Raw genomic sequence first — 26709 nt, forward strand, 5'->3', positions numbered from 1 at the left:
CAGTGGCATCAATTTAACGGGGAGTTGGTGTCCGGTTTTGAAGGGGCAAGTCCAGACGATGTCCCTCTGCACGTGAACTGAAACTTCAGATACCTCATCGCCCTGCTCCTGCTTCAACCATCTCTGGCACTTGCGTGAGTCCGGCTGAACGTTCACCGGCCTCAAGGGCAAAGACCGGTCATGAACCTAAGAATAGGAACAAAAAAACGTTTGCGAGCTGTTTTTAGAGTAATTAGTCAAATAAATGAAAACACTTATTTGAAACGCTATGTCGGCTTGAATGACAGCTGAATATCTCGGGGGACCCGCTCATTCAGTTGCACGCCTGGCGTTGCGAGTAACACGCAGCCCTGGCACGGCCTGTGGGAATTTTCCATGAAGCGCACACTCATCATTTTCGAGTTATTTCGAACGCTTTATCTTATTGGGCATCTGTTTAAAATCCGACGTGTTTGGCCGAAGGCTTGTCCGAACCTCACATTTTGATCCAAAACGCAGCCAGGAACGCCGCGGGATCGTCCACCACAGGTTGTCCTATGCACCGCAGGAATTTGCTCAAAGCCTCCATGGCCATCGCTGCCTACACCGGCCTTTCGGCCACTGGATTGCTGGCCGCACGGGCCTGGGCCGGGACGGCCGATGGCGAGGCCCAGACCTTCGACTTCGAGGCGTTGCAGGCACAAGCCAAGCAACTGGCCAGCAGTGGTTATGCCGACACCAAGCAGGTGTTGCCGCCGACGCTGGCGAACATGACGCCGCAGCAGTTCAACGCGATTCAGTACGACGCCAGACATTCGCTGTGGAATGACCTGAACGGGCAACTCGACGTGCAGTTCTTCCACGTCGGCATGGGCTTCAAGCAACCGGTACGCATGTACAGCGTCGACCCCAAGAGCCGTCAGGCGCGGGAAGTGCATTTCCACCCTTCGCTGTTCAATTACCAGAACTCCAACGTTGATACTGCGCAGCTCAAGGGTGACCTGGGTTTTGCCGGGTTCAAGCTGTTCAAGGCCCCGGAGCTGGATAAACACGACGTGGTGTCGTTCCTCGGCGCCAGCTACTTCCGTGCTGTGGATAACACCGGCCAGTACGGTTTGTCGGCTCGTGGCCTGGCGATCGATACCTATGCCAAAAAACGTGAAGAGTTTCCGGACTTCACCAAGTTCTGGTTTGAAACCCCGGACAAGGACAGCACCCGTTTCGTGGTCTATGCCCTGCTCGACTCACCGAGTGCCACCGGTGCCTACCGCTTTGACATTGACTGTCAGGCCAATCAGGTGGTGATGGCCATCGACGCGCACGTCAACGCGCGCACGGCCATCGAGCAACTCGGCATCGCGCCGATGACCAGCATGTTCAGCTGCGGCACTCACGAGCGGCGCATGTGCGACACCCTTCACCCGCAGATCCACGATTCGGATCGGCTGGCCATGTGGCGTGGCAATGGCGAGTGGATCTGCCGTCCGCTGAACAACCCGGCGACCCTGCAATTCAACGCCTTCGCCGACACCGACCCGAAAGGTTTTGGTCTGGTGCAGACCGACCATGAATTCGACAGCTATCAGGACACCGTCGATTGGTACAGCAGGCGTCCGAGCCTGTGGGTCGAGCCGACCACCGCCTGGGGCGAAGGCTCTGTCGATCTGTTGGAAATCCCGACCACAGGCGAAACCCTGGATAACATCGTGGCCTTCTGGACCCCGAAAAAACCGGTGGCCGCAGGCGACTCGCTGAGCTACGGCTACAAGCTCTACTGGAGTGCCCTGCCGCCGGTAGGCACGCCGTTGGCGCGGGTCAATGCCACGCGTTCAGGCATGGGCGGTTTCGTCGAAGGCTGGGCACCCGGTGAGCACTATCCGAACGTCTGGGCGCGGCGTTTTGCGATCGACTTTACTGGCGGTGGGCTGGATCGCTTGCCTGAAGGCACCGGGATCGAACCGGTGGTCACGGCGTCGAACGGTCAGGTCAAGGATTTCAACGTGCTGGCGCTGGATGACATCAAAGGCTATCGGATTACCTTTGACTGGTTCCCGACCGACGACAGCGTGGCGCCGGTTGAACTGCGCTTGTTCATCCGCACCCATGACCGGACGTTGAGCGAAACCTGGCTGTATCAGTATTTCCCGCCAGCGCCGGACCAGCGCAAGTACCCGGATTGGCCGGCAGCTTAAAGGACAAACGTTCCCACGCTCCCGCGTGGGAACGATCAAAACCCCCTCTTCACTCAGTCCCGCAAATCCGACTCATGGATCGGCTGATCGCGGCTTGTTGCCCGTTGATACTGCGCCGGCCAGATAGCTTTGCGCCCCCCCAGGTCATCGTCGGCATGCAGTGGCCAGTACGGGTCACGCAGTAGCTCACGAGCGAGCAGGATGATGTCGGCCTGACAGGTGCGCAGAATGTGTTCGGCTTGCGCAGGTTCGGTAATCAATCCGACGGTGCCAGTGGCAATCCCTGACTCCTTGCGCACACGCTCGGCAAACCGCGTCTGATAACCCGGCCCGGTCGGGATCTCCGCATTCGCCGCAGTACCGCCGGATGACACGTCGATCAGATCGACCCCCAACGCTTTCAAACGCCGCGCCAACTCCACGGTCTCATCCGGGTTCCAGCCATCTTCGACCCAATCGGTGGCCGATACGCGAACGAACAATGGCAGCTCCTCAGGCCATACCGCGCGCACTGCTTCGGTCACTTGCAGCACCAGACGAATGCGGTTTTCGAAAGACCCGCCATACTGATCACGGCGCTGATTGCTCAACGGTGACAAAAACTGATGCAGCAGGTAGCCGTGAGCCGCGTGCACTTCAACCACTTTGAAACCTGCGGTCAGCGCACGCTTGGCCGACTCGACGAACGCCTGAATCACCTCGGTGATCTGCACCTCGGTCAGTGGTGTGGGGGGCGTGTGCTGAGGGTCGAAGGCGATCGGCGAGGGGCCGACCGGAGTCCAGCCGCCATCCTCCGCTTTGACACTGCCGTGTTTGCCCAGCCACGGCCGGTGAGTGCTGGCCTTGCGTCCGGCATGGGCCAGTTGAATACCGGCAACGGCGCCTTGAGCGGTGATAAATCGGGTGATGCGTTGCAGTGGTTCGATCTGTTCATCGTTCCACAGGCCCAGGTCCTGAGCGGTGATCCTTCCCTCGGCGGTGACTGCCGTGGCTTCGGTAAATACCAGGCCGGCCCCACCCACGGCACGGCTACCGAGGTGGACCAGGTGCCAGTCATTGGCCAGTCCATCGACGCTGGAGTATTGGCACATCGGCGACACCGCGATGCGGTTGAGCAGGGTCAATTGACGAATAGTGTAGGGTTCAAGCAGCAGACTCATGGGGCACCTCTCAAATCAGTGGGCAGGCTCCAGGGTTCTGTTTGAAAAGTCGACGAGTGACAGGAAAGGATGCGGCACCCGCCCCCGCGGGTAATAAAAACGACAAAACGTCACAAGGCCAATCAAGCAGTGATTAGAGCCTAGTCGACATCGGCGGATGAGGGGGGGTTGAAGAAAAGATCGCAGCCTGCGGCAGCTACTACACGGTTTTCGCCATCCACCGTAGGAGCTGCCGCAGGCTGCGATCTTTCAGCGCGGTTCGATGTGGGCAATCATCAGCTGGACGGTTTCCTGGCCGCGAAATTCGTTGACGTCGAGCTTGTAGGCCAGCTCGACCCAGCGAATGGTCGGGTTCGGCCAGACGTCGCGGTCGATGCCAAAGGCAATACCGTCGAGTTTCACCGAGCCACATTCGCTTTTGAGCACCACTTTGAGGTGGCGCTCACCGACCACGCGCTGCTCGACCAACTGGAACACCCCGTGAAACAGCGGCTCCGGGAAGTGTTGACCCCAAGGACCGGCATGGCGCAGGGCGCGGGCCAGTTCCAGGTGAAACTCTTCGACCGCCAGGGTGCCGTCCGACAGCAACCGCCCGGTCAGGTCTTCGTCGCGCAATTGCCGACGCACTTCTGCATCGAAGGCCTCGGCGAACAGCGGAAAGTTCGCTTCCGGCAGCGTCAGGCCCGCCGCCATGGCGTGGCCACCGTACTTGCTGATCAGCGTCGGATGCTGCGCCGCCACCACACTCAAGGCGTCACGAATATGAAAGCCCTGCACTGAACGTCCCGAGCCCTTGAGCATGCCGTCGCCTGCATCGGCAAAGGCGATAGTCGGACGGAAATAACGCTCTTTCATACGCGAAGCAAGGATCCCGATGACGCCCTGGTGCCACTCGGGATCGAACAGGCACAAGCCAAACGGCATCGACTCCAGCGGCAAGTCCTTGAGCTGGGCCAACGCTTCGCGCTGCATGCCCTGCTCGATGGATTTGCGGTCCTGGTTCATACCGTCCAGTTGCGCCGCCATTTCACGGGCCATCGCCACGTCTTCGGTGAGCAGGCATTCGATACCCAGGCTCATGTCGTCCAGGCGCCCCGCCGCATTCAGGCGCGGGCCGAGGATGAACCCCAGGTCGGTGGAGGTGATGCGCGAGTGATCGCGCTTGGCCACTTCGAGAATCGCCTTGATGCCCGGCCGAGCCCGGCCGGCGCGAATCCGCTCCAGCCCCTGATGCACCAGAATCCGGTTGTTGGCATCCAGTGGCACCACGTCGGCGACGCTGCCCAGCGCCACCAGATCAAGCAATTCACCTATATTGGGCTGCGGCTTGCTCTCGTACCAACCCAAGCTACGCAAGCGTGCGCGCAACGCCATCAGCACATAGAAAATCACCCCGACACCGGCCAGCGCCTTGCTCGGAAACTCACACCCTGGCTGATTCGGATTGACGATGGCATCGGCCAACGGCAGTTCGTCACCCGGTAAGTGGTGATCGGTAACCAAAACCTTGAGCCCGGCCTTTTTCGCCGCCGTCACGCCCTCGACGCTGGAAATGCCGTTGTCCACGGTGATCAGCAACTGCGGCTGGCGCTCCAGCGCCACCGCGACGATTTCCGGGGTCAGGCCGTAGCCGTACTCGAAGCGGTTGGGCACCAGATAATCGACGTGGGCCGCGCCCAGCAGACGCAGTCCCAACAGACCGACGGTGCTCGCAGTGGCGCCATCGGCATCGAAGTCGCCAACGATCAGAATCCGCTGACGCTGCTCCAGCGCCACCACCAGCAAGTCCACCGCCGCCTCGATGCCCTTGAGCTGTTGATACGGGATCAAGCGCGCCAGGCTCTTGTCCAGTTCCGCCTCCGACTGCACGCCCCGCGCCGCGTATAAACGGGTCAGCAGGGGTGGAATGTCGCCGAGGAATGGCAGGGTGTCGGGCAATAGGCGAGGTTCGATGCGCATGGGGTGACAGGTGCTTCTCTTGAATACGTAGGATAAAACCGGGTGATGCGATCCTGCGGCAAAAAATCAGCCGCGCTCGCCGGCCAACCATTGCAACTGGACTTCGTGTTGACCACGGTCGTCGGTGACGAAGATTGTCCCTTCGCTGATCATCACGTCCCACTTGATAACGCGGGGCATGTCCTTGGCCAGGGTTTCCAGGACTTCCTGAGGAACCGCTGCGATGTTGACGTTTTTCAGGTTTTTTACCGCAGGGACCACTTTGCCTTCCCAGACGCGCAAGCTGCCGTAGGCCAACAGGCTGGTGCGCTCGGTACGACGCGAGCACCAGGTCAGACGGTCGGCGTCTGGCTGGCCGACTTCGATCCAGTGCAGGACGCGGTCATCCAGGCTCTTTTCCCACAGGGCGGGTTCGTCCACGTCCGACAGGCCGCGACCAAAGGACAACTGCTCGTTGTACCAGAAGGCGTAGGCCAACAGCCGCACGGTCATGCGCTCTTCGGTTTCCGAAGGATGACGGGCGATGGTCTGCTTGACGCTCTCGTATACGCTGCGATCGAGGTCGGTAAGGTTCAGTTCAAACTTGTAGGTCGTGGACGGCTGGGCCATGAACGGGCTTCTTGATACGAGAAAAGGCGGCAAGTCTAACCGATGCCGGGTCAATCAACGAATCATGACGGCTATCAAGCGTGGGCGATGAGGCTCGGGCTATGCTAAAACGCTCTATTGATTCAGTCTTTGTCCTACAGGATTGCCCATGCCGCTCACCGCCAAACCCCTTGCCGGCCTGAAAGTCATCGAACTCGGCACCTTGATCGCCGGGCCTTTCGCCTCACGTATTTGTGCCGAGTTCGGCGCCGAAGTGATCAAGATCGAATCTCCCGATGGCGGTGACCCATTGCGCAAGTGGCGCAAACTCTACGAGGGCACCTCGCTGTGGTGGTTCGTCCAAGCGCGCAACAAGAAGTCCCTGACGCTGAACCTCAAGCACCCCGACGGCCTGGCGATTCTCAAACAACTGCTTAGCGAAGCCGACATCCTCATCGAAAACTTCCGCCCCGGCGTGCTGGAGAAACTTGGTCTGGGCTGGGACGTGCTGCATGCGCTGAACCCGAAACTGGTGATGGTCCGTCTGTCGGGTTTTGGACAAACGGGGCCGATGAAAGATCAACCGGGCTTCGGCGCGGTGGGCGAGTCCATGGGCGGTTTGCGTTACATCACCGGTTTCGAGGATCGACCGCCGGTGCGCACGGGGATCTCCATCGGTGACTCGATTGCCGCGCTCTGGGGTGTGATCGGCGCGCTGATGGCCCTGCGTCACCGGGAGGTCAACGGCGGTCAGGGCCAAGTGGTAGACGTGGCGTTGTACGAAGCGATCTTTGCCATGATGGAAAGCATGGTCCCGGAATTCGATGTGTTCGGGTTTATCCGCGAACGCACCGGCAACATCATGCCCGGCATTACGCCCTCCTCCATCCACACCAGCGCCGACGGCAAACACGTGCAGATCGGCGCCAACGGCGATGCGATCTTCAAGCGCTTCATGCAGACCATCGGCCGCGACGACCTGGCCAACGATCCTCAGCTTGCCAGCAACGATGGCCGTGACAGCCGTCGTGATGAACTTTATGGGGTCATTGATCGCTGGGTCAGTTCGTTGTCGCTGGATGCGGTGATAGAGCAGTTGAACCTGGCTGAAGTACCGGCCAGCCGGATCTTCAGCGCCGAAGACATGTTCAGCGACCCGCAATTTCTCGCACGGGAAATGTTCCTGCAAGCCAAGCTGCCCGATGGAAAAGACTTCAAGATGCCGGGCATCGTGCCGAAACTCTCGGAAACACCGGGCGCTTGCGAATGGGTTGGCGCGCAGCTCGGTGAACATAACGTGCAGGTGTTGAGCGAGCTTGGCTATGACGTGGAACAGATCGCGCAACTGCGTGCAGATGGGGCTATCTAAACTGCAAGGGTTGTCAGCCATTCGCAGATGCGCGGTGCAGTACCTGCGTGTGCTGGGTTTCGGCACAACGCTATCGTGCCTGCTGGCAATCCCCTCGACCGCTCAAGCCAAGGACACGCTGATCTGGTTACTGCGCGATTTACCGCCGCTGACGATTTTCGACGGGCCGCAAAAAAACCAGGGCGTGATCGACCAGTTTTTACCGGCGTTGATCGCCAGCATGCCCGAGTACCAACACACGACATTTCGGGTCAACCGCGCACGCGGCATGCAAATGCTCCTGGAACCCAGCTTCACCTGCGATCCTTCGCTGCTGTGGAGCGCGGAACGGGCGAAACGGATTGTCTATTCCATCGCGGCCTATCGAGTCCCTGGCAACGGCATTGTGATACGCCATGCGGACCGCAAAGCGCTTGCACCCTTCATCATTGGCGACAGTGTCGATCTGGAGCGGTTGCTGGCGCATCAGGACAAAAAACTGGGAGTGGTCGCCGAACGCAGTTACGGCCAGGTCGTCGACCGCCTGCTGCAACAGGCACCGAGCAACAGCCTGGCAACCCATTACGGTAACGATGCTCTTGGCAGTCTGCTGCAAATGCAGCGCCTGGGTCGTTTGACCGCCCTGCTGGGGTACTGGTCGGAAATTCGTTATCAGGCGCAACAGCAAGGAATCTCGCCCGACGAACTGGAGTTTTTCCCGATTCGCGGCACGGAAAAGTACCAGTCGATTCACATTGCTTGCTCGGATACCGAGCAGGGCCGCCAGGCCATCACTCACATCAACAAAATATTACGCGGACCGGGGCAGATCAGGCTGGTCGAGTTTTACGCCCAGTGGTTCGACCCGAAAATGCGCAGCGAGTATCTGGAAGACGCCAAGCGGTTTTTCCAGAATGAAACACCCTGACCAAACGCCAGGCAAAAGAAACCCCGAGAAGTGGGGAGACGACTCGGGGTTAAACGTGGCCTACAAAGACCCGCCCAACAAGCGACAAGCACCGGAGCACAATGCCTGCTCTTGTTGATACAGGGTCTGACTAACCTGATTGCAGGAAGGTTCCCGCAAAAGACAAATCAGCTTCTGCCAACCAGACGTTTGTCTTGCGCAACATTGCGCAGTGCCGCAATCACGCTGGGTTCCAGCCGTCCCTCAGCAATCAGCACATCGCGATGCAAACCGTCGACAACGTCCGTCAGCAGTCGTTTGTCCGTGAACTGCGTCTGATTGAACTCCCGTTCGACCACGATGGCGCCAGTGACACTCTTCAATGTCACCAGGCATTCGCCATGGGCACCCGACGGGGTCAGTGTTACCTGATACGGGCTCAATGCCTCACCCAGCAATAGGCTGATACTTTCCATCTCGATCACCATTCAATAGTCCGAAAACAAAGTGCCAAGGGCGTGGTAAATGACCAATGGCCCGAGAAGAAAGTTCTGCACTCGACTGACGGTATGTCGCTTTACCCTGAGTCGTCAGAGCATGCATGGGAAAGATGACAAGAAAAAAACAGCAGGTTAAACGGGTGCTGGAGGAGCGGAACCACGACAAGTGCGCCATGCAGAAACGAAGAAGCCCGTCAGGAGACGGGCTTCAACATGCGACAGGAAACCCTGTCAGAGTGGCTTGCCGCGGTTGCCATGCTGGCTGACAAAAGCCTGCACAGCTTTCAGGTCATTTGGCAAAACGGTGCAGCGCTCATCTCGCTCGAACAAATCAGAAAGATGGGCAGGCAGTTCAAGCGCTTTTCCTACACCGGCTTTTTCGACGGCTTCAGGGAATTTGACCGGATGGGCCGTTCCCAGAATCACCATCGGAATATCCAGGCTACGACGGCACTCACGCGCAGCCTTGACGCCGATGGCAGTGTGCGGATCGAGCAGTTCACCGGTTTGAGCGAAGACTTCAGCGATCGTCTCGCAGGTTTGCGCGTCATCCACGGCCAGCGAGTCGAAGAGTTTGCGCGCTTCGGTCCAGCGCTCTTGCTCTACGCTGAAACCGCCACCGTGCTTGAAGGTGTCCATCAGGCCGGCAATCGCGGCACCGTTACGACCGTGCAGGTCGAACAGCAGTCGCTCGAAGTTCGACGAGACCATGATGTCCATCGACGGCGACAGTGTGGCGTGCAGGGTTTCCTTGACGTACTGATTGCCGCTCATGAAGCGGTGCAGGATGTCGTTGCGGTTGGTGGCGACGATCAACTGGTTGATCGGCAATCCCATGTTGCGTGCCAGGTAGCCGGCGAAGATGTCGCCGAAGTTGCCGGTTGGCACCGAGAACGACACCGAGCGCACCGGGCCGCCCAACTGCAGGGCTGCGTGGAAGTAGTAGACGATCTGGGCCATGATCCGCGCCCAGTTGATCGAGTTCACCGCTACCAGACGCGTGCCTTTGAGGAAGCTCTGGTCGGCGAAGCTGGCCTTGACCATTTCCTGGCAGTCATCGAAGTTGCCTTCGATGGCGATGTTGTGGATGTTCTCGCCGAAGATGGTGGTCATCTGGCGACGCTGCACTTCCGACACGCGGTTGTGTGGGTGCAGGATGAAGATGTCGACGTTTTCGCAGTGCTTGCAGCCTTCGATGGCGGCCGAACCGGTATCGCCCGAGGTGGCGCCAACGATGACCACGCGCTCACCGCGTTTCTCCAGCACGTAGTCGAGCAGGCGACCGAGCAATTGCAGGGCGAAGTCCTTGAACGCCAGGGTCGGGCCGTGGAACAGCTCCAGCACCCACTCGTTGCCGTTCAACTGACGCAACGGCGCCACGGCGTTGTGGGAGAACACGCCGTAAGTTTCTTCGAGGATTTTCTTGAAGTCGGCATCCGGGATGCTGCCGGTGACAAACGGGCGCATCACCCGGAAAGCCAGCTCGTGGTACGGCAGGCCGGCCCAGGAAGCGATTTCTTCCTGGGTGAAACGTGGCAGGTTTTCGGGGACGTACAGACCGCCGTCAGTGGCCAGACCGGCCAGCAGGACGTCTTCGAAATTCAGGGCCGGTGCCTGGCCGCGGGTACTGATATAACGCATGACTGGCTCCACTATTCAGAGTTCGCAAACCCGGGCTCGCGCACGAGCCCGGTGAACAATAACGACTTAGTTCAGGTGCTCGACGCGGATCCGCACCACCGGACCGACCACGTCCGCCAGGGCTTCGAGGGCGGCGATCGCATCGTTCATGTGCTGCTCCAGCACACTGTGGGTCAGCAGGATCATCGGCACCAGGCCGTCGTGTTCTTCGACTTCCTTTTGCATGATCGATTCGATGTTGATACCGCGCTCCGACAGAATGCTCGCGACCTGAGCCAGCACGCCCGGATGATCCTTGGCCTGGATGCGCAGGTAGTAGGCGCTTTCACAGGCTTCGATCGGCAGGATCGGGTGGGCCGACAGCGAATCCGGCTGGAAGGCCAGGTGTGGTACGCGGTTTTCCGGGTCGCAGGTCATGGCGCGAACCACATCCACCAGGTCGGCGATGACCGACGAAGCGGTCGGTTCCATACCGGCGCCCGCACCGTAGAACAGCGTCGAACCGGCAGCATCACCATTGACCATCACTGCGTTCATCACGCCGTTGACGTTGGCAATCAGGCGATCGGCCGGGATCAGCGTCGGGTGCACACGCAGTTCGATGCCGGCAGCGGTGCTACGCGCCACGCCCAGGTGCTTGATGCGATAGCCCAGCGCTTCGGCGTAATTCACGTCAGCGGTGGTCAGCTTGGTGATGCCTTCGGTATAGGCCTTGTCGAATTGCAGCGGGATACCGAAAGCGATCGATGCCAGGATCGTCAGCTTGTGCGCCGCGTCGATGCCTTCAACGTCGAAGGTTGGATCGGCTTCGGCGTAACCCAGCGCTTGCGCCTCGGCGAGCACGTCTTCAAAGGTCCGGCCCTTCTCACGCATTTCGGTGAGGATGAAGTTACCAGTGCCGTTGATGATCCCGGCGACCCAGTTGATGCGGTTGGCCGACAGGCCTTCACGGATCGCCTTGATCACCGGAATGCCACCGGCTACCGCGGCTTCGAACGCGACGATCACGCCTTTCTCGCGGGCCTTGGCGAAAATTTCATTACCGTGAACGGCAATCAGTGCCTTGTTCGCGGTGACCACATGCTTGCCATTCTCGATGGCTTTGAGTACCAGCTCGCGGGCAACGGTGTAGCCGCCCATCAGCTCTATAACGATGTCGATCTCAGGGTTCGTGGCCACTTCGAAGACATCGTTGGTAATCGCAATACCGGTCGTCTGGAACTGAGGCTTTGGCGTGCGCATGGCAATTTGTGCCACTTCGATTCCACGCCCGGCACGACGAGCAATTTCCTCGGCGTTGCGCTGAAGTACGTTGAAGGTACCGCCACCGACGGTCCCTAACCCACAGATGCCTACTTTGACCGGTTTCACTGTGAACTCCCCATAAAACGGCCGACTCAAGGTCGGCCGTGGAAAACAGCCGCACAGCGTGCGGCTCTCTATTAATGGAACGCCGACTGCTGTCGCCGCTCCATGATCGTCAAAGGCTTACCGTGACGACGCAGGATTATTTCGCACTTAGTGCCAGTTTGGCGACTTGTGGTGCTGGCTGGTAGCCCGGAATCACTTGGCCATCGGCCAAAACGATAGCCGGTGTACCGTTCACGCCGATCGACTGGCCCAGGGCGAACTGCTTGGAAACCGGGTTGGCGCACTTGGCAGCCTTGATTTCCTTGCCGTCGACCATTTTGTCCATCGCCGCTTTTTTGTCAGCAGAACACCAGACCGCTTGCAGTTGCTCGTCACCCGGCGAGCCGAGGCCCTGGCGTGGGAAAGCAACATAACGCACTTCGATGCCCATTTTGTTCAATGCAGGCACTTCAGCGTGCAATTTGTGGCAGTACGGGCAGGTGGTGTCGGTGAATACGGTGATGTGGGTCTTGGTTTCGCCAATCGCCGGGTAAACCACGGTTTCAGCAACCGGAATGCCGTTGATCAGTTTGGAGATCCCCAGACGCTCGGCCTTCTCGGTCAGGTTGACCGGTTTGCCGTCCTTGAGCTGGAACACATAGCCCTGAACGATGTACTGGCCGTCGGCGCTCGCGTACAGCACACGGCTGCCCTTGAGTTTGACTTCGTAGAGACCGGCCAGCGGGCTGGCACTGATGGACTCGATCGGGGTGTCGAGCTGGAGGGTTTCCAGACTTTTACGAATGGCTTTATCAGCCGCATCATCGGCGATGGCAAAGGTGCTGACCAACGCAATGGCTGCGGCGGCGAAAATCTGGGTCAGACGCATGAGAACTCCTGAAGGCGGGCAAATGGATCGGCTAGAACGCCGGTACTGAAACACCGGGTCATAACCGCCCATCGTGCAAACCCGCAAAGCCTACCACATAAGGCCCGCGTGGCCGAATGCGCCTGACGCAAGACTGACATTTGCCAATCAGCGCAGAACCGCTCTTGTAGCAGCTGCCGAACGCAGGCTGCTACAGGGGATATATTCAGCCGCGCGGATGGTGTTTGGCGTGCAGGTCCTGCAAACGGGCGCGGGCGACGTGGGTGTAGATTTGTGTGGTCGACAGGTCGCTATGGCCAAGCAGCATTTGCACCACCCGCAAATCGGCGCCGTGGTTGAGCAGATGGGTGGCGAAGGCGTGGCGCAAGGTGTGCGGCGACAGGGACTTGCCGATCCCGGCGACTTTGGCCTGGTGCTTGATGCGATGCCAGAAGGTCTGACGGGTCATCTGCTCGCCACGCAGGCTCGGAAACAGCACATCGCTGGGCCGCCCGCCGAGCAACTCGCTGCGCGCATCGCGCAGGTAGCGCTCGACCCAGACAATCGCCTCTTCGCCCATCGGCACCAGCCGTTCCTTGCTGCCCTTGCCCATGACCCGCAGCACGCCCTGGCGCAGGTTGATCTGTTCCAGCGTCAGGCTGATCAGTTCGGTGACCCGCAAACCGCAGGCATACAGCACTTCCAGCATGGCGCGATCGCGCTGGCCGATCGCTTCACTCAGATCCGGCGCGGCGAGCAAGGCTTCCACGTCCGCTTCCGACAACGACTTGGGCAATGGCCTGCCGAGTTGCGGCATGTCGACACGCAACGTCGGGTCGACGGCAATCAGCTTTTCACGCAGTAAATAGCGATAGAACCCACGCACCCCCGAGAGAAACCGCGCAGTCGAGCGGGGTTTGTAGTTTTGTTCGAGGCGCCAGGCCAGATGATCGAGGATCAGCTCGCGTCCGGCGTTGACCAGCTCCAGGCCCTTCTCCAGCAACCAGCCGTTGAACAGGGTCAGGTCGCTGCGATAGGCGTCACGGGTGTTATCGGACAGGCCTTTCTCCAACCACAGGGCGTCAAGAAACTGGTCTATCAATGGATGGTCGATGGCAGGCATAAAGGCTCAAGCAAGACAGGCAACAACGGGAAGGTGGCGAACAGTCTTTCATAGCATGGCCGCTCGCGAAACCATGGCACTTTACAGGGAGAGGAATAAATGACGGGCAACAAAAAAGCAGCCCGTAGGCTGCTTTTTTCTGCATCGGAAGCTGGACTTAAGCCAGTTTTTCCTTGATGCGAGCTGCTTTACCCGACAGGTCACGCAGGTAGTACAGCTTGGCTTTACGTACGTCACCGCGACGTTTAACAGCCATGCTGTCGATTTGCGGGCTGTAGGTCTGGAAAGTACGCTCTACGCCAACACCGTTGGAGATTTTACGAACAGTGAAAGCACTGTTCACACCACGGTTACGCTTGGCGATTACTACGCCTTCGAACGCTTGCAGACGCGAACGGTCGCCTTCCTTCACTTTCACCTGAACGACAATGGTGTCGCCCGGGGCAAAGGTAGGGATCTCTTTGGTCATCTGCTCTGCTTCGAGTGCAAGGATGATTTTGTTAGTCATGCTGTGCTCCTAAGGTAAATCGTCGGATCTACCATCGATACGTTGTTAACTATCGTCCCGCTCGCGGATGTATTCCTCGAGCAGCTTCTTCTCTTCTCCAGAAAGCGAGCGGCTTTCCAGAAGATCGGCGCGTCGTTCAAAGGTCCTACCAAGGGACTGCTGTAAACGCCAACGCCGGATATGCGCGTGATTGCCACTCAGCAACACGTCGGGAACACGCTGATCCGCATACACCTCAGGTCGGGTGTAGTGCGGGCAATCCAGCAGACCATCCGTAAAGGAATCTTCCTCGGCGGAGTCCGCATGCCCTAAAGCTCCAGGCAGCAGTCGTGTAACCGCATCGATCAGGACCATCGCCGGCAGCTCGCCGCCAGACAGTACATAGTCGCCAATCGACCACTCTTCATCGACATGAGCGTCAATAAAACGCTCGTCAATGCCTTCATAGCGGCCGGCAATCAGGATTAATGCTTCCTCATTCGCCAACTCGCGTACCGCCGACTGAGTCAGTTGACGGCCTTGGGGCGACAGATAAATTACCTTCGCCGCCTCCCCGGCTGCTGCCTTGGCCTGAACCAGAGCATCTTCCAGGGGCTTGATCTTCATCACCATGCCCGGACCACCGCCAAATGGGCGATCATCCACAGTGTGATGTCGATCCGTTGTGTAGTCTCGCGGATTCCAACAGGTCAGCTGCAAGAGCCCCTGTTTCACCGCACGACTGGTGATGCCGTAGTCGCTGATGGCGGAAAACATCTCGGGAAACAAACTGATCACTTCGACGCGCAAGTTAGCCACGTTTAGAAGTCCGCGTCCCAATCCACCTTCATCTCGCCTGCTGCCAGGTCGACGGCCAACACGCATTGCTCCGTATAGGGCAACAGGCGTTCGCGATCATCCAGGCTGCCAGCGCAAGGCTTGACCACCATGACATCGTTCGAGCCGGTCTCCAGCAGGTGATCGATCTTCCCGAGCAATTGCCCGAGGTGGTCGATAACCTTCAGACCTTCCAGCTGGTACCAGTAGTACTCGCCGTCGGTCAGATCAGGAAACAGGTTACGCGGCACGCAGATTTCAAAACCGGCCAGAAGACGAGCTTCTTCACGGTCATCGAGACCTTTGAGCTTTGTGACCAGAAACTTGCCGCCTTGTACGCGGCCGCTGACCAGCTCTACCTGCCGTACATCGCCTTCGCGCTTTAGCGTCCAGGTTTTGTAGTCCAACAGGTTTCCAATCGGATCAGTAAAGGAAAAGACCTTCACTTCGCCGCGAACGCCATGAATAGAATAAATCTTGCCGATAACGATCAAATCATCAGCATTTGCCGGCGTCGCGTTCATATTGCTCAGGCCGCAGCCTTAGCAGCGTCCTTCAGCAACTGAGCAACACGCTCAGAAGGTTGTGCACCAACGCTCAGCCAGTAGGCTACGCGCTCTTGGTTCACGGACAGGCGGACTTCTTGACCACGAGCGATCGGGTTGAAGAAACCAACTTGTTCTTTGTGCGAACCGTCGCGTGGGTTGCGGCTGTCGGTCACGTTCAAGTGGTAAAACGGGCGCTTTTTGGAGCCGCCAAGGGCAAGACGGATTGTTAGCATGTGAACATAGTTCCTGTAGTCGGTGCTGCAAATCTAAATGCACAGCGGGCATAGGTGCCCGAAAGGCCGCATATTCTAAGGAATATCCGGACTTTTGCAAATGTCTTTTTCCGGCACCTGTCAGTGTGCCATCCAGATTTGCTATAGAGCCGTTGCGAACAACGGCGAGTCAGCTCCCGCCAATGCGGGCTTGCTGTGGGTCCCACGTCCGTGTGGGGCCGCGCCGACATGACTGCCGACGCGAGTTCTTTACATTTTCGGCATGCCGCCGCCGGGCAACATACCGCCCATGCCGCGCATCATTTTGGCCATTCCGCCTTTGGCGGAGAACTTCTTCATCATCTTCTGCATCTGCTTGTGTTGCTTGATCAAGCGACCGATGTCCTGCACCTGAGTGCCAGAACCCATGGCGATCCGACGCTTGCGCGAACCGCTGATCAGCTCAGGGTCGCGGCGCTCGGCCGGGGTCATGGAATTGATGATGGCTTCCATCTGCTTGAACTGCTTCTCTGCCGCACCCTGGGCATTGCCCATTTGCGCCAGATTCACCCCGCCGATGTTTGGCAGTTTGTCCATGAGCCCGCCGAGGCCGCCCATGTTCTTCATCTGTTGCAGCTGATCGCGGAAGTCTTCGAGGTCGAAGCCCTTGCCCTTCTTCAGCTTTTTGGCCAGTTTGTCGGCCTTGTCTTTGTCGAGCGTCGCCTCGGCCTGCTCGATCAGGCTGAGCACGTCGCCCATGCCAAGGATACGCGACGCAATACGCTCAGGATGGAACGGTTCGAGGGCTTCGGTCTTCTCGCCCATACCGATGAACTTGATCGGCTTGCCAGTGATCGCACGCACCGACAGCGCGGCACCGCCACGGGCGTCACCGTCGACCTTGGTCAGGATCACACCGGTCAGCGGCAGCGCGTCGCCAAAGGCCTTGGCCGTGATGGCGGCGTCCTGGCCGGTCATGGCGTCGACCACGAACAGCGTTTCGACCGGTTTGATCGCCGCGTGCAGGGCCTTGATCTCGCCCATCATCTCTTCGTCGATGTGCAGGCGACCGGCGGTATCGACGATGACCACGTCGATGAATTTCAGTCTGGCTTCTTTAATAGCCGCTTCAGCGATGTCGACCGGCTTCTGGCTCAGGTCGGACGGGAAGAACGTCACGCCGATGTCGTTGGCCAGGGTTTCCAGCTGCTTGATCGCGGCCGGGCGGTAAACGTCCGCCGACACCACCATGACCGACTTCTTCTTGCGCTCTTTAAGGAAGCGCGCCAGTTTGCCAGCGGTGGTGGTTTTACCGGCACCTTGCAGACCGGCCATCAAAATGACGGCAGGCGGCACGGCACTCAGGTTCAAATCTTCGTTGGCCGCGCCCATCAGGCTTTCGAGTTCGGCCTGGACGATCTTCACGAAGGCCTGGCCCGGCGTCAGGCTGCGCGACACCTCGGTGCCGACAGCGCGCTCCTTGACCGAATTGACAAAGTCTTTGACCACCGGCAAGGCGACGTCGGCTTCGAGCAACGCCATGCGCACTTCGCGCAGCGTGTCTTTGATATTGTCCTCGGTCAGCTTGGCCTTGCCGGTGACATGGCGCAGCGTCTGCGAGAGACGGTCGGTTAAGTTTTCAAACATGCGCGATCCTTTCAGGCCCTATGGAGACCGAGGTAATGGCGGCCCAGACCGTGAAAAACATGTGCTCGGCGAGCCTGCGGCGTGGGCAGGACGCGGATTATAGCGAAGACTGCGTCTGGCGCACACCCGCCGTCTGGTTGAGTGGTCTTTCGTGTCATGTCGGTTGTATGCCAAACTCAGCCTCTTTCGGGCTTGCCTAACAGGATTTATGCTCCCTTTGTCACCCAGTTTGCTCAGTACCCTCGCCGCCGCCTGCTTATACGCCGCTGCGACTCTCTATCAAGGCACTCGTCTGGCCCAAGGCGCCAAGGCGAACAAACGCCTGCTGGTCTCGCTCGGCATCCTTGCCCTGCTGGCCCACAGCGTAAGCCTCCTCACCCACCTGATGACGCCGACTGGCCTGGGCCTGGACTTTTTCAGTGCCGCCAGCCTGATCGCCGCGGCCGTTATCGCGCTGACGCTGCTGGCCTGCTCACGGATCCCGGTGGAAAACCTGCTGGTGTTGTTGTTCCCGCTGGGGATGACCACGGTGCTGCTGGCGCAGTTCGCGCCTTCGGGCACGGTGCAGGTGATCGACGAAGAACCGGGGATTCTTGCGCATATCCTGCTGTCGATCCTCGCCTACGGCATGTTCACCATCGCGGTGTTCCAGGCCTTGCTGCTGTTGGTCCAGGACCACCAGCTCAAGCACAAGCACCCGTCCGGGCTGATCAAGAACTTCCCGCCGCTGCAAACCATGGAAAGCCTGCTATTCGGTTTCCTCTGGGCCGGCTGGACCCTGCTGTCGCTGTCGCTGATCTCTGGGTGGCTGTTCGTCGAAAACCTGTTCGCCCAGCATCTGGTACACAAAACCCTGCTGGCATGCCTGGCCTGGATCGTGTTCAGCGTGTTGCTGTGGGGCCGCAATCGTCTTGGCTGGCGCGGCCACAAGGCCATTCGCTGGACCCTCGCCGGTTTCTGCCTGCTGATGCTGGCCTATTTCGGCAGCAAGCTGGTCCGCGAATTCATCCTGCACATCTGACGGGCACTCGTTATGGATAACCTGCCCATAGGGCCGTTGCTCGCCGTGCTGGCCCTGCTGATCTTGTGGTCAGGGCTGTTCACTGCCATCGAAGCCGCACAGCAACACCTGTTGACCCAGCGCACCGCCTCGCGCTCCGGCGACAAGCCGGTGGCGAAACTCGGCTTCCCGCTCAACAGCCTGATCTTCTGCAATACCCTGTGCCGCGCGCTGGTGGTGGTCATCAGCACGCTGCTGGCGATTTTCGGCTGGGCTGAAAAAGGCCCATGGCTGGCCTGCCTCAGCGCCACTGCTGTGCTACTGGTATTTGCCGATTATCTGCCACGCACCCTCGCCAGCCGTTATCCGGACGCCATTCTGGCGCTGGGCAACACCCTGCTCGGCGTGCCGCTGAAAATAATTTACCCGGCCGCCTGGCTGCTCGGCGGCATCAGCCAATTGCTGCTCAAGCCGTTCGCACGCAAGGTCAAGGTCGTCCAGCAAAGCGAAGACGAACCACCGGCCCCGCAGAGCGACGGCACCGACCACGAACACCCGGCCTGCCGCCCACACGCGCTGTCGGGCATTCATGCGCTGGACAACATTACCGTCAACGACATTCTGGTGCCGCGCAGCGAAGTCGACGGGATCAATCTGGACGACTCGATCGAGGAAATCATCGAACAGCTGCGCGCTAACAAACGCACGCGCCTGCCGGTGTTTCACAGTGATATCAATCAGGTCGAAGCGGTGCTCAATACCCGGCAGATCCGCCATTTGCTGCCCGACGCCAGCCTGACCAAAGAAGCCTTGCTGGCGGCGTGCCACGAACCTTACTTCGTCCCGGAAAGCACCCCGCTGCAACTGCAGCTGCTGAACTTCCACAAACAGCAGCGCCGCCTGGGCATGGTGGTCGACGAATACGGTGAAGTAGAAGGCATCGTCACCCTGGAAGACATTCTCGAAGAAATCGTCGGCGAATTCGAAAGCCAGCACAGCCTCGACAACCCGCATATTCACCCGCAGGCCGACGGCCGGTTGGTGATCGAGGGCGCGGCCTCGATTCGTGAGCTGAACAAGAGTCTTGGCTGGCACCTGCCGAGCGACGGCCCGAAAACCCTCAACGGGCTAGTTACCGAAGCGCTGGAAACCATTCCCGACAGCGCGGTGTGCCTGAAAATCGGGCGTTATCGCCTGGAAATCCTCGAAACCGAAGACAACCGCGTCAGCCGGGTATTGATCTGGCACGTAGCCGCTGGCGAGGCCACAAGCCTGCGCTCGATGGCAAAACCGCTGTAAAACCCACATCCCTGGGTGTTCGACCATAATAATTCGCTCCACCGGAGCACATGACTGTCAGGGATTACCGCATGACGACCAGCACCACTTACAGCGACGCTGTGCCTGCCCAACCGACGAACTCCACCACGCGGGTCGCGACGGCCAGTTTCATTGGCACCGCCATCGAGTTCTACGACTTCTACGTCTACGCCACCGCCGCCGCGCTGGTGATCGGCCCGGTGTTCTTTCCGCAGACCTCCGGCACCGCCCAGATGCTCTCGGCCTTCCTGACCTTCGGTATCGCGTTCCTGGCCCGCCCCTTGGGCTCGGCGCTGTTCGGTCACTTCGGCGACCGTATCGGGCGCAAATCGACCCTGGTCGCATCCTTGTTGCTGATGGGCGTGTGCACCACGCTGATCGGCGTGCTGCCGGGTTACGAAAGCATTGGCGCCTGGGCACCGATCCTGCTTTGCGTGTTGCGCTTCGGCCAAGGCCTTGGACTGGGCGGTGAATGGGGCGGTGCAGCATTGCTCGCCACCGAAAACGCACCAAAGGGCAAACGCGCCTGGTTCGGCATGTTCCCGCAACTCGGCCCTTCTATCGGTTTTCTCGCGGCGAACGGGCTGTTCCTGACCCTGGCGATGACCCTGAACGACGAGCAGTTTCGCGCCTGGGGCTGGCGGATTCCGTTCCTGCTCAGCGCCGTGCTGGTGATGGTCGGCCTGTACGTGCGGCTGAAACTGCATGAAACGCCGGTCTTCGCCAACGCGATGGCACGTCAGGAACGGGTGAAGATTCCGCTGGTCGAGCTATTCAGCCAATACTGGGCGCCGATGCTATTGGGTGCGGCGGCGATGGTGGTCTGCTACGCGCTGTTTTACATCTCGACGGTGTTTTCCCTGAGTTACGGTGTTTCGACCCTGGGTTACAGCCGCGAAACCTTCCTCGGCCTGCTGTGCTTCGCCGTGCTGTTCATGGCCGCAGCCACCCCGTTGTCGGCCTGGGCCAGTGACCGTTTCGGGCGCAAACCGGTGCTGATCATCGGTAGTGTGCTGGCGATTCTCTCGGGCTTCACCATGGAACCGCTGCTGACCCACGGTACGACCTGGGGCGTGGCGCTGTTCCTGTGCATCGAGCTGTTCTTGATGGGCGTGACGTTCGCCCCGATGGGCGCGCTGCTGCCAGAGCTGTTCCCCACCCGCGTGCGTTATACCGGCGCGTCGGCGGCTTACAACCTGGGCGGCATTGTTGGCGCTTCGGCTGCACCATTCTTCGCGCAGAAACTGGTGGCGATGGGCGGCTTGAGTTGGGTCGGCGGGTATGTGTCAGCAGCAGCGGTGATCAGCTTGATCGCGGTGCTGTGCCTGAAAGAGACGCGGCATAACGACCTGAATCAGGTCTCATAAGATCGTTCCCACGCTCCCGCGTGGGAACGATCATCGAACCTTACAGCTCTACAACGACTGCTTGCGAGGCGCGGGTCGCTTTGGCGCGGGCGGCCTCGATCGACTCGTCACGAGCCAGGGCAACGCCCATGCGGCGCTGACCGTTGACTTCCGGCTTGCCAAACAGGCGCAGTGCCGTATCCGGCTCGGCCAGTGCAGCACCCAGGTTGGCGAAAGCGGTCTGGGTCGACTGCCCTTCCACCAGAATTACTGCCGACGCCGATGGGCCGAACTGACGGATCAACGGGATCGGCAAGCCGAGAATCGCCCGCGCATGCAAGGCGAACTGCGACAGGTCCTGAGAAATCAGGGTCACCAGACCGGTGTCGTGCGGGCGCGGCGAGACTTCGCTGAACCACACCTGATCACCCTTGATGAACAGCTCAACGCCGAACAGACCACGGCCACCCAGAGCTTCGGTCACGGCTTTGGCCACGCGCTCGGATTCCGCCAGCGCAATCGGACTCATGGCTTGTGGCTGCCAGGATTCCTGGTAGTCACCCTTCTCCTGACGATGACCGACTGGCGCACAGAACGTGGTGCCGCCAACGTGACGAACGGTGAGCAAGGTGATTTCGTAGTCGAAGTCGATGAAGCCTTCGATGATCACCCGGCCTTTACCGGCACGACCACCTTCCTGCGCGTAATCCCAGGCTTTCTGCACGTCATCGACGCTACGCAGCAGGCTCTGGCCTTTGCCCGAGGAGCTCATGACCGGCTTGACCACGCACGGGAAGCCCAGGTCGTCGACCGCCTTGCGGTAGTCTTCGAAGGTATCGGCGAAGTGGTACGGCGAGGTCGGCAGGTCCAGCTCTTCAGCGGCCAGACGACGGATGCCTTCACGATTCATGGTCAGCTGCGCGGCGCGAGCGGTCGGGATCACGGTGAAGCCTTCGGCTTCCAGTTCAACCAGCGTGGCGGTGGCGATGGCTTCGATTTCCGGCACGATGAAGTGCGGCTTCTCGGCTTCGATCACGGCACGCAGGGCCGCGCCGTCAAGCATGTTGATCACGTGGCTGCGATGCGCCACTTGCATCGCCGGCGCGTTGGCGTAACGATCCACGGCAATCACTTCAACGCCCAGGCGTTGCAGCTCGATCACCACTTCCTTGCCCAACTCACCACAGCCACACAGCAAAACGCGGGTCGCGGTTGGCGACAATGGAGTTCCGATACGGGTCATCTCAGGTCCTCAAAGGAGCGGATCATCGAGGGTCGCTACGCCAGGCGCACTTCCCTCAGGGAGAAAGCGCGGCATTTTACATGAACCTGAAGGTTTGGCTCAGCTTGCCAGCGCGTTCTTGCGCAAACGCCAGGCCATGGCCAGCCAGACAATGGTCACACCGGCGAATTTCGAGCCCAGGGCGGTAAGGATCACGCCCGGCGTCAGAGCATCGATCATGCCGAAGAAGATGAAGGTATCCAGCGGAATACTCAGCACCGAACTTATCCACAGACGGTCGTGCAACGGACGCTTGGTAATGCTGAATACCAGCCAGTCAATACACTCCGAAACCGCGAAGGCAATGGCGCTGGCCAGGGCGATGGACGGATCGGAGGTGAGGTAGGACAACACCAGCGCCGCCAGCATCGCGGCCAGCGCGCCGTGACCGAAACGGGTTTGCACCATGTCGCGCAGCACGAACACCAAACCACTCCAGGCTGACCAGATGATGTCCAGGTGCGGGGCAGTGGAAAAGGCGTAATTGATCAGCACGACGCTGCTGATGTAAGCGATCAGGAAGAACATGGCGCGCGGGGATACCTGTCAATTTTATGCACAGGGTACTTCAGCCATACAAAGCCGCCAAACCCAAATGCTGCTACGAGTTCGGAGCTTTACCCAACATCCAGAGAAGCCCACTGGATTTGGCCCTTTCATGGCACAACCCCAGCACCTTGCGGCGTTCGTCGTTGTCCATGCGGCTCCAGCGGGTGATCTCCTCCACCGTGCGTTGGCAGCCGGTGCAGATATCATCCTCATCCAGCGCGCAAATATTCACGCACGGTGAGCGAACGGGTCTTTCGTTGTCGTTCATTCTTCCTGCTCAACCAGATCGCGGGCATAGCGCTGCGAGTTATGCACATAGTGGGCGGCGCTGGCTTCGAGCATTTTCTTCTGTGGTTCGGTCAGTTCACGCACCACTTTGCCCGGCGAACCCATGACCAGCGAACCGTCAGGGATTTCCTTGCCTTCACCGATCAGCGAATTGGCGCCGATGATGCAGTTCTTGCCGATTTTCGCGCCGTTAAGGATCACCGCGTTGATGCCGATCAGGCTGTAATCGCCCACCGTGCAGCCGTGCAACATGGCGTTATGACCGATGGTCACGCCGGTGCCGATGGTCAGCGGGTAGCCCATGTCGGTGTGCATCACCGTGCCGTCCTGCACATTACTGTTCTTGCCGATCAGGATCAGCTCGTTGTCACCGCGCAACACCGCGTTGAACCAGACGTTGGCGCCCTCTTCCAGCTTGACCTTGCCCACCAGCACGGCGTTAGGTGCGACCCAGCTCTGCGGGTGGGTTTCGACGCGGGCGCCGCCCAGGCGGTATTTCATCTTGTTGTCCTCAAGGCCAGGCAGGCTCACTGGCAAAAAGCAGGGTTCAGCCATACGCGCGATGGCTTCAAATATTGATAAAGTTTTTCGGCGGTTGATGCAGGCTGATCTGCGCGTCATAGAGCAGGTTGATCAACTCGACGATCATGATCGCGGTCAGGCCCCAGATCTTGTATTCGCCGAAACGGTAGCTTGGCACATACCAACTGCGGCCCTGATAATCGATGCGGTGCGTGTGTTCACGCGGGTCCTTGCGGAAGAACTCCAGCGGTACGCTGAACACGGCGGCAATTTCGGCGTCGTTGGCCCGGTACTCGACGAAATCCGGAATCACCCCGACATAAGGCGTGACCTTGATCCCATGCAGGGAAATCAACGGACTCAGCGGGCCGATGACTTCCACCAGACCCGGTGGCAGGCCAATTTCTTCTTCGGCTTCACGCAATGCGGTGAAAATCAGGTCCGGGTCTTCCGGATCGCGTCGCCCGCCGGGGAAAGCCACTTCACCGCCGTGGGTCGAGAGCCCGCTGGCACGCAGGGTCAGGACCAGCTCCGGCTCGTCACTGCGGGTGATAGGCACCAGGACCGCGGCCTCCGGAAAACGCAGGTCAGTTTCCAGTGTGCGCGGCGTGTGGTTGCTTACCCGATGCAGTAGCTCATCCAGCATGAGTGATCTCGATCTATTCACTATCTTGCATCATGCACCAAACACATCGGCCGCCCAACCCCCTGAACCGTGGCATGTCGCTAAACGACAACTTGCCGACAGATACCACCGCACGCCAAGATAGGCGCAGCATTTTCGGAAGCCCAGCATGAAATTCTGCAGCCAGTGCGGTAACCCGGTCACCCAACGCATTCCCAAAGGCGACTCGCGCCTGCGGTACGTCTGCGACCAGTGCCAGACCATCCATTATCAGAACCCGAATATTGTCGCCGGCTGCCTGCCAATCTGGGGGACTCAGGTGTTGTTATGCCGGCGCGCCATCGAGCCGCGCCGCGGTTATTGGACCTTGCCGGCCGGCTTCATGGAAAACGGTGAGACCATCGAACAGGCGGCCATTCGCGAAACCGCCGAAGAAGCCTGTGCACGGGTGCGCAACCTGAACATCTATACGCTGATCGATGTGCCGCACATCAGCCAGGTGCACGTGTTCTTTCGCGCTGAACTGACGGACCTGGACTTTGCCGCGGGCGAAGAAAGCCTGGAAGTGAAACTTTTCGAAGAAGCTGACATCCCGTGGTCGGAGCTGGCTTTCCGCACGGTCGGCCGTACCCTAGAATGTTTCTATGCAGACCGTCGGGTAGAGAATTTCCCGGTACGCTCCGAATCCATTCCTCCGCTTGCTCAGCCTGCGATCACTTAAACAACAAAAGTACGCCGTACTCTCAGGGATATCGTTTTAATGCGCTGGTTGCTTGCCGTTTTCTGCCTGTCGTTTGTCATGGTTTCCCACGCTGCCACCACGGAGACCCTGGACGGCAAAATCATCGAAAAAGTGTTGGTGCTCAAATCTGCCCATCAGTTACAACTGATCAATGATGGCAAGCCACTGCGAACCTATCGCATCTCGCTGGGCAAAAACCCCAAGGGCCCGAAACTGATGGAGGGTGATCGACGCACACCAGAAGGCTTGTATTGGCTGGACTGGCGCAAGGTCAGCGAGCGCTTCAACCTGGCCATGCACATTTCCTACCCGAACATCAGCGATTCCGTCCGTTCGCGCCGCGAAGGTGTGCAGCCCGGTGGCATGATCATGATCCATGGCACCCCGGACACTGAAGAAAACCCTGAAGAACTGTTCCACACCCTGGACTGGACCGACGGCTGTATTGGCATGCGCAACGTCGACATGCGCGAAGTCTGGGGCCTGGTCAAAGACGGCACGATGATCGAAATCCGCCCCTGATTTGACCTGCGGCGAAGGGACCAAAACCTGTGGGAGCGAGCCTGCTCGCGATAGCGGTATTACATCCAACATCTATGTTGACTGTTACGCCGCTATCGCGAGCAGGCTCGCTCCCACAAGGGTATTGCACCAGAATCATCAAAAAATTAAAAAAATATTCCTCCCGAACCACGCCTCCACCTGCAATACCACTTCCCTCCTGAAGCACCGGCGCAGACAGTGATCTGACCCACTACCACCGCCACCGCTAATACCACTTAAAACCCAATACCGTGGCACCCTCCAGCGCAGCGCGCACTGGCTCGGCCCGAGCAAACCACTGGCGTTGACATGGTATTTAAGTGGTATTAGTTTTGCGCCATGACCGGGGCGACAACACTCCAATACCCGCATCGGAACCCAACCCAATGAACCACATCCTGGCCCTGCGCCCTGACGACACCCAGCCAACGCCGTTGTACCTGCAACTGGCGCGTAATCTGGAAGCGGCGATCCATGCCGGCCAGTGGAAAGCCGAGCAGGCATTGCCGTCGGAACGCAACCTCAGCGAAATGCTGAACATCTCCCGCGTGACCGCCCGCAAGGCACTGGAAGTGCTGTTCGAACAAGGCCTGATCCGTCGCAGCCAAGGCTCCGGCACGTTCATTACCCCGCGCCTCGAACAACCACTGTCCCGGCTGTCCGGGTTCAGCGAAATGCTTCGCCTCAAAGGCTTCGTGCCGAGCTCGCAATGGCTGGAGCGGGAAATCACCCAGCCGACCCACGAAGAACTGATCCGCCTCGCGCTCTCGCCCTACGACAAGGTCGCGCGCCTCAAGCGCCTGCGTAAAGCCGACGACACCGTGATGGCCATCGAGATGAGCACCCTGCCCGCCTCGATCATCGCCCAGCCGCAAGCGGTCGGGGATTCGCTTTACGAATACCTCGACGCCATCGGCAAACCGGTGGTGCGCGCCCTGCAACATATTCAGGCGATCAACGCCTCGGACGAATTCGCCGCGCTGGTCGGCATCGCCCCCGGCACCGCCATGCTGCTGATGACCCGGGTCGGTTACCTCGAAGACAACACCCCGATCGAAGTCACCGACACCTATTGCCGCAACGACTACTACGACTTTGTCGCAGAGCTTCGTCGCTAATAGCTTCGATGCTAAGCCCTGCGTCACT

Annotated in this window: 27 protein-coding genes; 9 read left to right on the forward strand and 18 right to left on the reverse strand. The window is 59.4% G+C overall.

Annotated elements, in window-relative coordinates; all coding sequences use genetic code 11:
• The first annotated feature begins 536 nt into the window (after positions 1-536).
• A complete protein-coding gene (locus tag FPT12_RS20040) occupies positions 537-2171 on the forward strand; it encodes a glucan biosynthesis protein D (RefSeq protein ID WP_145019012.1) in 1635 nt (544 codons plus the stop codon).
• Positions 2172-2224: 53 nt separating this feature from the next.
• Here the strand turns inward: FPT12_RS20040 and FPT12_RS20045 are convergent, their stop codons facing one another.
• The 3 genes from FPT12_RS20045 to FPT12_RS20055 form a co-directional block, all read right to left on the reverse strand.
• The gene (locus FPT12_RS20045) at positions 2225-3331 is read right to left on the reverse strand and encodes an NADH:flavin oxidoreductase/NADH oxidase (RefSeq protein WP_145019015.1); all 1107 of its coding nucleotides are present in this window, start codon (positions 3329-3331) and stop codon (positions 2225-2227) included.
• Between the two features lie 249 nt (positions 3332-3580).
• Positions 3581-5290: a single-stranded-DNA-specific exonuclease RecJ gene (gene recJ, locus FPT12_RS20050; RefSeq protein WP_145019018.1), complete on the reverse strand. Its 1710-nt coding sequence runs from the start codon at positions 5288-5290 to the stop codon at positions 3581-3583.
• Between the two features lie 66 nt (positions 5291-5356).
• A complete protein-coding gene (locus FPT12_RS20055; RefSeq protein WP_145019021.1) occupies positions 5357-5899 on the reverse strand; it encodes a YaeQ family protein in 543 nt (180 codons plus the stop codon).
• A gap of 148 nt (positions 5900-6047) precedes the next feature.
• Here FPT12_RS20055 and FPT12_RS20060 point away from each other — a divergent pair, with 148 nt between their 5' ends.
• Both FPT12_RS20060 and FPT12_RS20065 read left to right on the forward strand, forming a co-directional pair.
• Positions 6048-7247 carry a CaiB/BaiF CoA-transferase family protein gene (locus FPT12_RS20060; protein WP_145019024.1) on the forward strand — a complete coding sequence of 400 codons (1200 nt, stop codon included), beginning with the start codon at positions 6048-6050 and terminating at the stop codon, positions 7245-7247.
• On the forward strand, positions 7201-8154 hold the full coding sequence (locus FPT12_RS20065) for a TIGR02285 family protein (protein ID WP_145019027.1): 954 nt from the start codon (positions 7201-7203) through the stop codon (positions 8152-8154). The genes FPT12_RS20060 and FPT12_RS20065 overlap by 47 nt, the downstream gene beginning before the upstream one ends.
• 167 nt (positions 8155-8321) lie before the next feature.
• Here FPT12_RS20065 and FPT12_RS20070 read toward each other — a convergent pair whose 3' ends face one another.
• The 10 genes from FPT12_RS20070 to ffh all read right to left on the reverse strand — a co-directional run bounded on the left by FPT12_RS20070 (position 8322) and on the right by ffh (position 17346).
• Complete coding sequence (locus tag FPT12_RS20070) at positions 8322-8609, reverse strand: DUF3509 domain-containing protein (RefSeq protein WP_145019030.1); 288 nt, start codon at positions 8607-8609, stop codon at positions 8322-8324.
• A gap of 255 nt (positions 8610-8864) precedes the next feature.
• A complete protein-coding gene (gene thrC / locus FPT12_RS20075; RefSeq protein ID WP_145019033.1) occupies positions 8865-10274 on the reverse strand; it encodes a threonine synthase in 1410 nt (469 codons plus the stop codon).
• Between the two features lie 66 nt (positions 10275-10340).
• On the reverse strand, positions 10341-11645 hold the full coding sequence (locus tag FPT12_RS20080) for a homoserine dehydrogenase (protein ID WP_145019036.1): 1305 nt from the start codon (positions 11643-11645) through the stop codon (positions 10341-10343).
• 136 nt (positions 11646-11781) lie between these two features.
• Positions 11782-12513: a DsbC family protein gene (locus tag FPT12_RS20085; RefSeq protein WP_054593848.1), complete on the reverse strand. Its 732-nt coding sequence runs from the start codon at positions 12511-12513 to the stop codon at positions 11782-11784.
• Between the two features lie 205 nt (positions 12514-12718).
• Complete coding sequence (gene xerD, locus FPT12_RS20090; protein ID WP_145019039.1) at positions 12719-13615, reverse strand: site-specific tyrosine recombinase XerD; 897 nt, start codon at positions 13613-13615, stop codon at positions 12719-12721.
• A gap of 157 nt (positions 13616-13772) precedes the next feature.
• On the reverse strand, positions 13773-14123 hold the full coding sequence (rplS, locus tag FPT12_RS20095) for a 50S ribosomal protein L19 (RefSeq protein WP_003175895.1): 351 nt from the start codon (positions 14121-14123) through the stop codon (positions 13773-13775).
• A 45-nt stretch (positions 14124-14168) separates the two neighbouring features.
• Positions 14169-14921, reverse strand: a complete 753-nt coding sequence (trmD, locus tag FPT12_RS20100) for a tRNA (guanosine(37)-N1)-methyltransferase TrmD (protein WP_019692017.1) — start codon at positions 14919-14921, stop codon at positions 14169-14171.
• Positions 14922-14923: 2 nt separating this feature from the next.
• A complete protein-coding gene (gene rimM / locus FPT12_RS20105; protein WP_145019044.1) occupies positions 14924-15463 on the reverse strand; it encodes a ribosome maturation factor RimM in 540 nt (179 codons plus the stop codon).
• A gap of 5 nt (positions 15464-15468) precedes the next feature.
• Entirely contained in the window at positions 15469-15720 is a 252-nt protein-coding gene (gene rpsP / locus FPT12_RS20110) for a 30S ribosomal protein S16 (RefSeq protein ID WP_145019047.1), read from the reverse strand.
• A gap of 249 nt (positions 15721-15969) precedes the next feature.
• Positions 15970-17346 (reverse strand): signal recognition particle protein, encoded by a 1377-nt coding sequence (ffh, locus tag FPT12_RS20115; protein WP_019692014.1) that lies wholly within the window; start codon positions 17344-17346, stop codon positions 15970-15972.
• Between the two features lie 208 nt (positions 17347-17554).
• Here ffh and FPT12_RS20120 point away from each other — a divergent pair, with 208 nt between their 5' ends.
• The 3 genes from FPT12_RS20120 (at position 17555) to FPT12_RS20130 (ending at position 21033) form a co-directional block, all read left to right on the forward strand.
• Entirely contained in the window at positions 17555-18367 is an 813-nt protein-coding gene (locus tag FPT12_RS20120; protein WP_145019050.1) for an inner membrane protein YpjD, read from the forward strand.
• Between the two features lie 12 nt (positions 18368-18379).
• On the forward strand, positions 18380-19645 hold the full coding sequence (locus FPT12_RS20125; RefSeq protein WP_145019053.1) for a transporter associated domain-containing protein: 1266 nt from the start codon (positions 18380-18382) through the stop codon (positions 19643-19645).
• A 71-nt stretch (positions 19646-19716) separates the two neighbouring features.
• Positions 19717-21033: an MFS transporter gene (locus FPT12_RS20130; RefSeq protein ID WP_145019057.1), complete on the forward strand. Its 1317-nt coding sequence runs from the start codon at positions 19717-19719 to the stop codon at positions 21031-21033.
• Positions 21034-21073: 40 nt separating this feature from the next.
• On the opposite strand, the gene purT is transcribed toward FPT12_RS20130, so the two are convergent.
• From purT to FPT12_RS20155, 5 genes are all read right to left on the reverse strand, one after another.
• On the reverse strand, positions 21074-22255 hold the full coding sequence (gene purT / locus FPT12_RS20135; protein WP_095146460.1) for a formate-dependent phosphoribosylglycinamide formyltransferase: 1182 nt from the start codon (positions 22253-22255) through the stop codon (positions 21074-21076).
• A gap of 99 nt (positions 22256-22354) precedes the next feature.
• Positions 22355-22822, reverse strand: coding sequence for a VUT family protein (locus tag FPT12_RS20140; RefSeq protein ID WP_145019060.1), 468 nt, complete (start codon positions 22820-22822; stop codon positions 22355-22357).
• 73 nt (positions 22823-22895) lie between these two features.
• Positions 22896-23111 (reverse strand): DUF1289 domain-containing protein, encoded by a 216-nt coding sequence (locus FPT12_RS20145; protein WP_145019063.1) that lies wholly within the window; start codon positions 23109-23111, stop codon positions 22896-22898.
• Complete coding sequence (locus FPT12_RS20150; RefSeq protein ID WP_145019066.1) at positions 23108-23632, reverse strand: gamma carbonic anhydrase family protein; 525 nt, start codon at positions 23630-23632, stop codon at positions 23108-23110. Before FPT12_RS20150 ends, FPT12_RS20145 begins: the two co-directional genes overlap by 4 nt.
• A gap of 67 nt (positions 23633-23699) precedes the next feature.
• The gene (locus FPT12_RS20155) at positions 23700-24299 is read right to left on the reverse strand and encodes a CoA pyrophosphatase (RefSeq protein WP_054593858.1); all 600 of its coding nucleotides are present in this window, start codon (positions 24297-24299) and stop codon (positions 23700-23702) included.
• A gap of 148 nt (positions 24300-24447) precedes the next feature.
• Here FPT12_RS20155 and FPT12_RS20160 point away from each other — a divergent pair, with 148 nt between their 5' ends.
• The 3 genes from FPT12_RS20160 (at position 24448) to FPT12_RS20175 (ending at position 26681) form a co-directional block, all read left to right on the forward strand.
• On the forward strand, positions 24448-24999 hold the full coding sequence (locus tag FPT12_RS20160) for an NUDIX hydrolase (protein WP_145019069.1): 552 nt from the start codon (positions 24448-24450) through the stop codon (positions 24997-24999).
• A 39-nt stretch (positions 25000-25038) separates the two neighbouring features.
• Complete coding sequence (locus FPT12_RS20165; RefSeq protein WP_145019072.1) at positions 25039-25542, forward strand: murein L,D-transpeptidase family protein; 504 nt, start codon at positions 25039-25041, stop codon at positions 25540-25542.
• A gap of 407 nt (positions 25543-25949) precedes the next feature.
• A complete protein-coding gene (locus tag FPT12_RS20175; RefSeq protein ID WP_145019077.1) occupies positions 25950-26681 on the forward strand; it encodes a GntR family transcriptional regulator in 732 nt (243 codons plus the stop codon).
• Positions 26682-26709: the final 28 nt, after the last annotated feature.

Source organism: Pseudomonas sp. H3(2019) (assembly GCF_007713465.1).
Lineage (GTDB): Bacteria > Pseudomonadota > Gammaproteobacteria > Pseudomonadales > Pseudomonadaceae > Aquipseudomonas.

Excerpts from the sequence above, each read along its gene's own strand:
- FPT12_RS20040 (WP_145019012.1), top strand. The coding sequence starts at position 537 with ATGCACCGCAGGAATTTGCTCAAAGCCTCCATGGCCATCGCTGCCTAC.
- FPT12_RS20045 (WP_145019015.1), bottom strand. The coding sequence starts at position 3,331 with ATGAGTCTGCTGCTTGAACCCTACACTATTCGTCAATTGACCCTGCTC.
- recJ (WP_145019018.1), bottom strand. The coding sequence starts at position 5,290 with ATGCGCATCGAACCTCGCCTATTGCCCGACACCCTGCCATTCCTCGGC.
- FPT12_RS20055 (WP_145019021.1), bottom strand. The coding sequence starts at position 5,899 with ATGGCCCAGCCGTCCACGACCTACAAGTTTGAACTGAACCTTACCGAC.
- FPT12_RS20060 (WP_145019024.1), top strand. The coding sequence starts at position 6,048 with ATGCCGCTCACCGCCAAACCCCTTGCCGGCCTGAAAGTCATCGAACTC.
- FPT12_RS20065 (WP_145019027.1), top strand. The coding sequence starts at position 7,201 with ATGACGTGGAACAGATCGCGCAACTGCGTGCAGATGGGGCTATCTAAA.
- FPT12_RS20070 (WP_145019030.1), bottom strand. The coding sequence starts at position 8,609 with ATGGAAAGTATCAGCCTATTGCTGGGTGAGGCATTGAGCCCGTATCAG.
- thrC (WP_145019033.1), bottom strand. The coding sequence starts at position 10,274 with ATGCGTTATATCAGTACCCGCGGCCAGGCACCGGCCCTGAATTTCGAA.
- FPT12_RS20085 (WP_054593848.1), bottom strand. The coding sequence starts at position 12,513 with ATGCGTCTGACCCAGATTTTCGCCGCCGCAGCCATTGCGTTGGTCAGC.
- xerD (WP_145019039.1), bottom strand. The coding sequence starts at position 13,615 with ATGCCTGCCATCGACCATCCATTGATAGACCAGTTTCTTGACGCCCTG.
- rplS (WP_003175895.1), bottom strand. The coding sequence starts at position 14,123 with ATGACTAACAAAATCATCCTTGCACTCGAAGCAGAGCAGATGACCAAA.
- rimM (WP_145019044.1), bottom strand. The coding sequence starts at position 15,463 with ATGAACGCGACGCCGGCAAATGCTGATGATTTGATCGTTATCGGCAAG.
- rpsP (WP_145019047.1), bottom strand. The coding sequence starts at position 15,720 with ATGCTAACAATCCGTCTTGCCCTTGGCGGCTCCAAAAAGCGCCCGTTT.
- ffh (WP_019692014.1), bottom strand. The coding sequence starts at position 17,346 with ATGTTTGAAAACTTAACCGACCGTCTCTCGCAGACGCTGCGCCATGTC.
- FPT12_RS20120 (WP_145019050.1), top strand. The coding sequence starts at position 17,555 with ATGCTCCCTTTGTCACCCAGTTTGCTCAGTACCCTCGCCGCCGCCTGC.
- FPT12_RS20125 (WP_145019053.1), top strand. The coding sequence starts at position 18,380 with ATGGATAACCTGCCCATAGGGCCGTTGCTCGCCGTGCTGGCCCTGCTG.
- FPT12_RS20130 (WP_145019057.1), top strand. The coding sequence starts at position 19,717 with ATGACGACCAGCACCACTTACAGCGACGCTGTGCCTGCCCAACCGACG.
- purT (WP_095146460.1), bottom strand. The coding sequence starts at position 22,255 with ATGACCCGTATCGGAACTCCATTGTCGCCAACCGCGACCCGCGTTTTG.
- FPT12_RS20140 (WP_145019060.1), bottom strand. The coding sequence starts at position 22,822 with ATGTTCTTCCTGATCGCTTACATCAGCAGCGTCGTGCTGATCAATTAC.
- FPT12_RS20145 (WP_145019063.1), bottom strand. The coding sequence starts at position 23,111 with ATGAACGACAACGAAAGACCCGTTCGCTCACCGTGCGTGAATATTTGC.
- FPT12_RS20150 (WP_145019066.1), bottom strand. The coding sequence starts at position 23,632 with ATGAAATACCGCCTGGGCGGCGCCCGCGTCGAAACCCACCCGCAGAGC.
- FPT12_RS20155 (WP_054593858.1), bottom strand. The coding sequence starts at position 24,299 with ATGCTGGATGAGCTACTGCATCGGGTAAGCAACCACACGCCGCGCACA.
- FPT12_RS20160 (WP_145019069.1), top strand. The coding sequence starts at position 24,448 with ATGAAATTCTGCAGCCAGTGCGGTAACCCGGTCACCCAACGCATTCCC.
- FPT12_RS20165 (WP_145019072.1), top strand. The coding sequence starts at position 25,039 with ATGCGCTGGTTGCTTGCCGTTTTCTGCCTGTCGTTTGTCATGGTTTCC.
- FPT12_RS20175 (WP_145019077.1), top strand. The coding sequence starts at position 25,950 with ATGAACCACATCCTGGCCCTGCGCCCTGACGACACCCAGCCAACGCCG.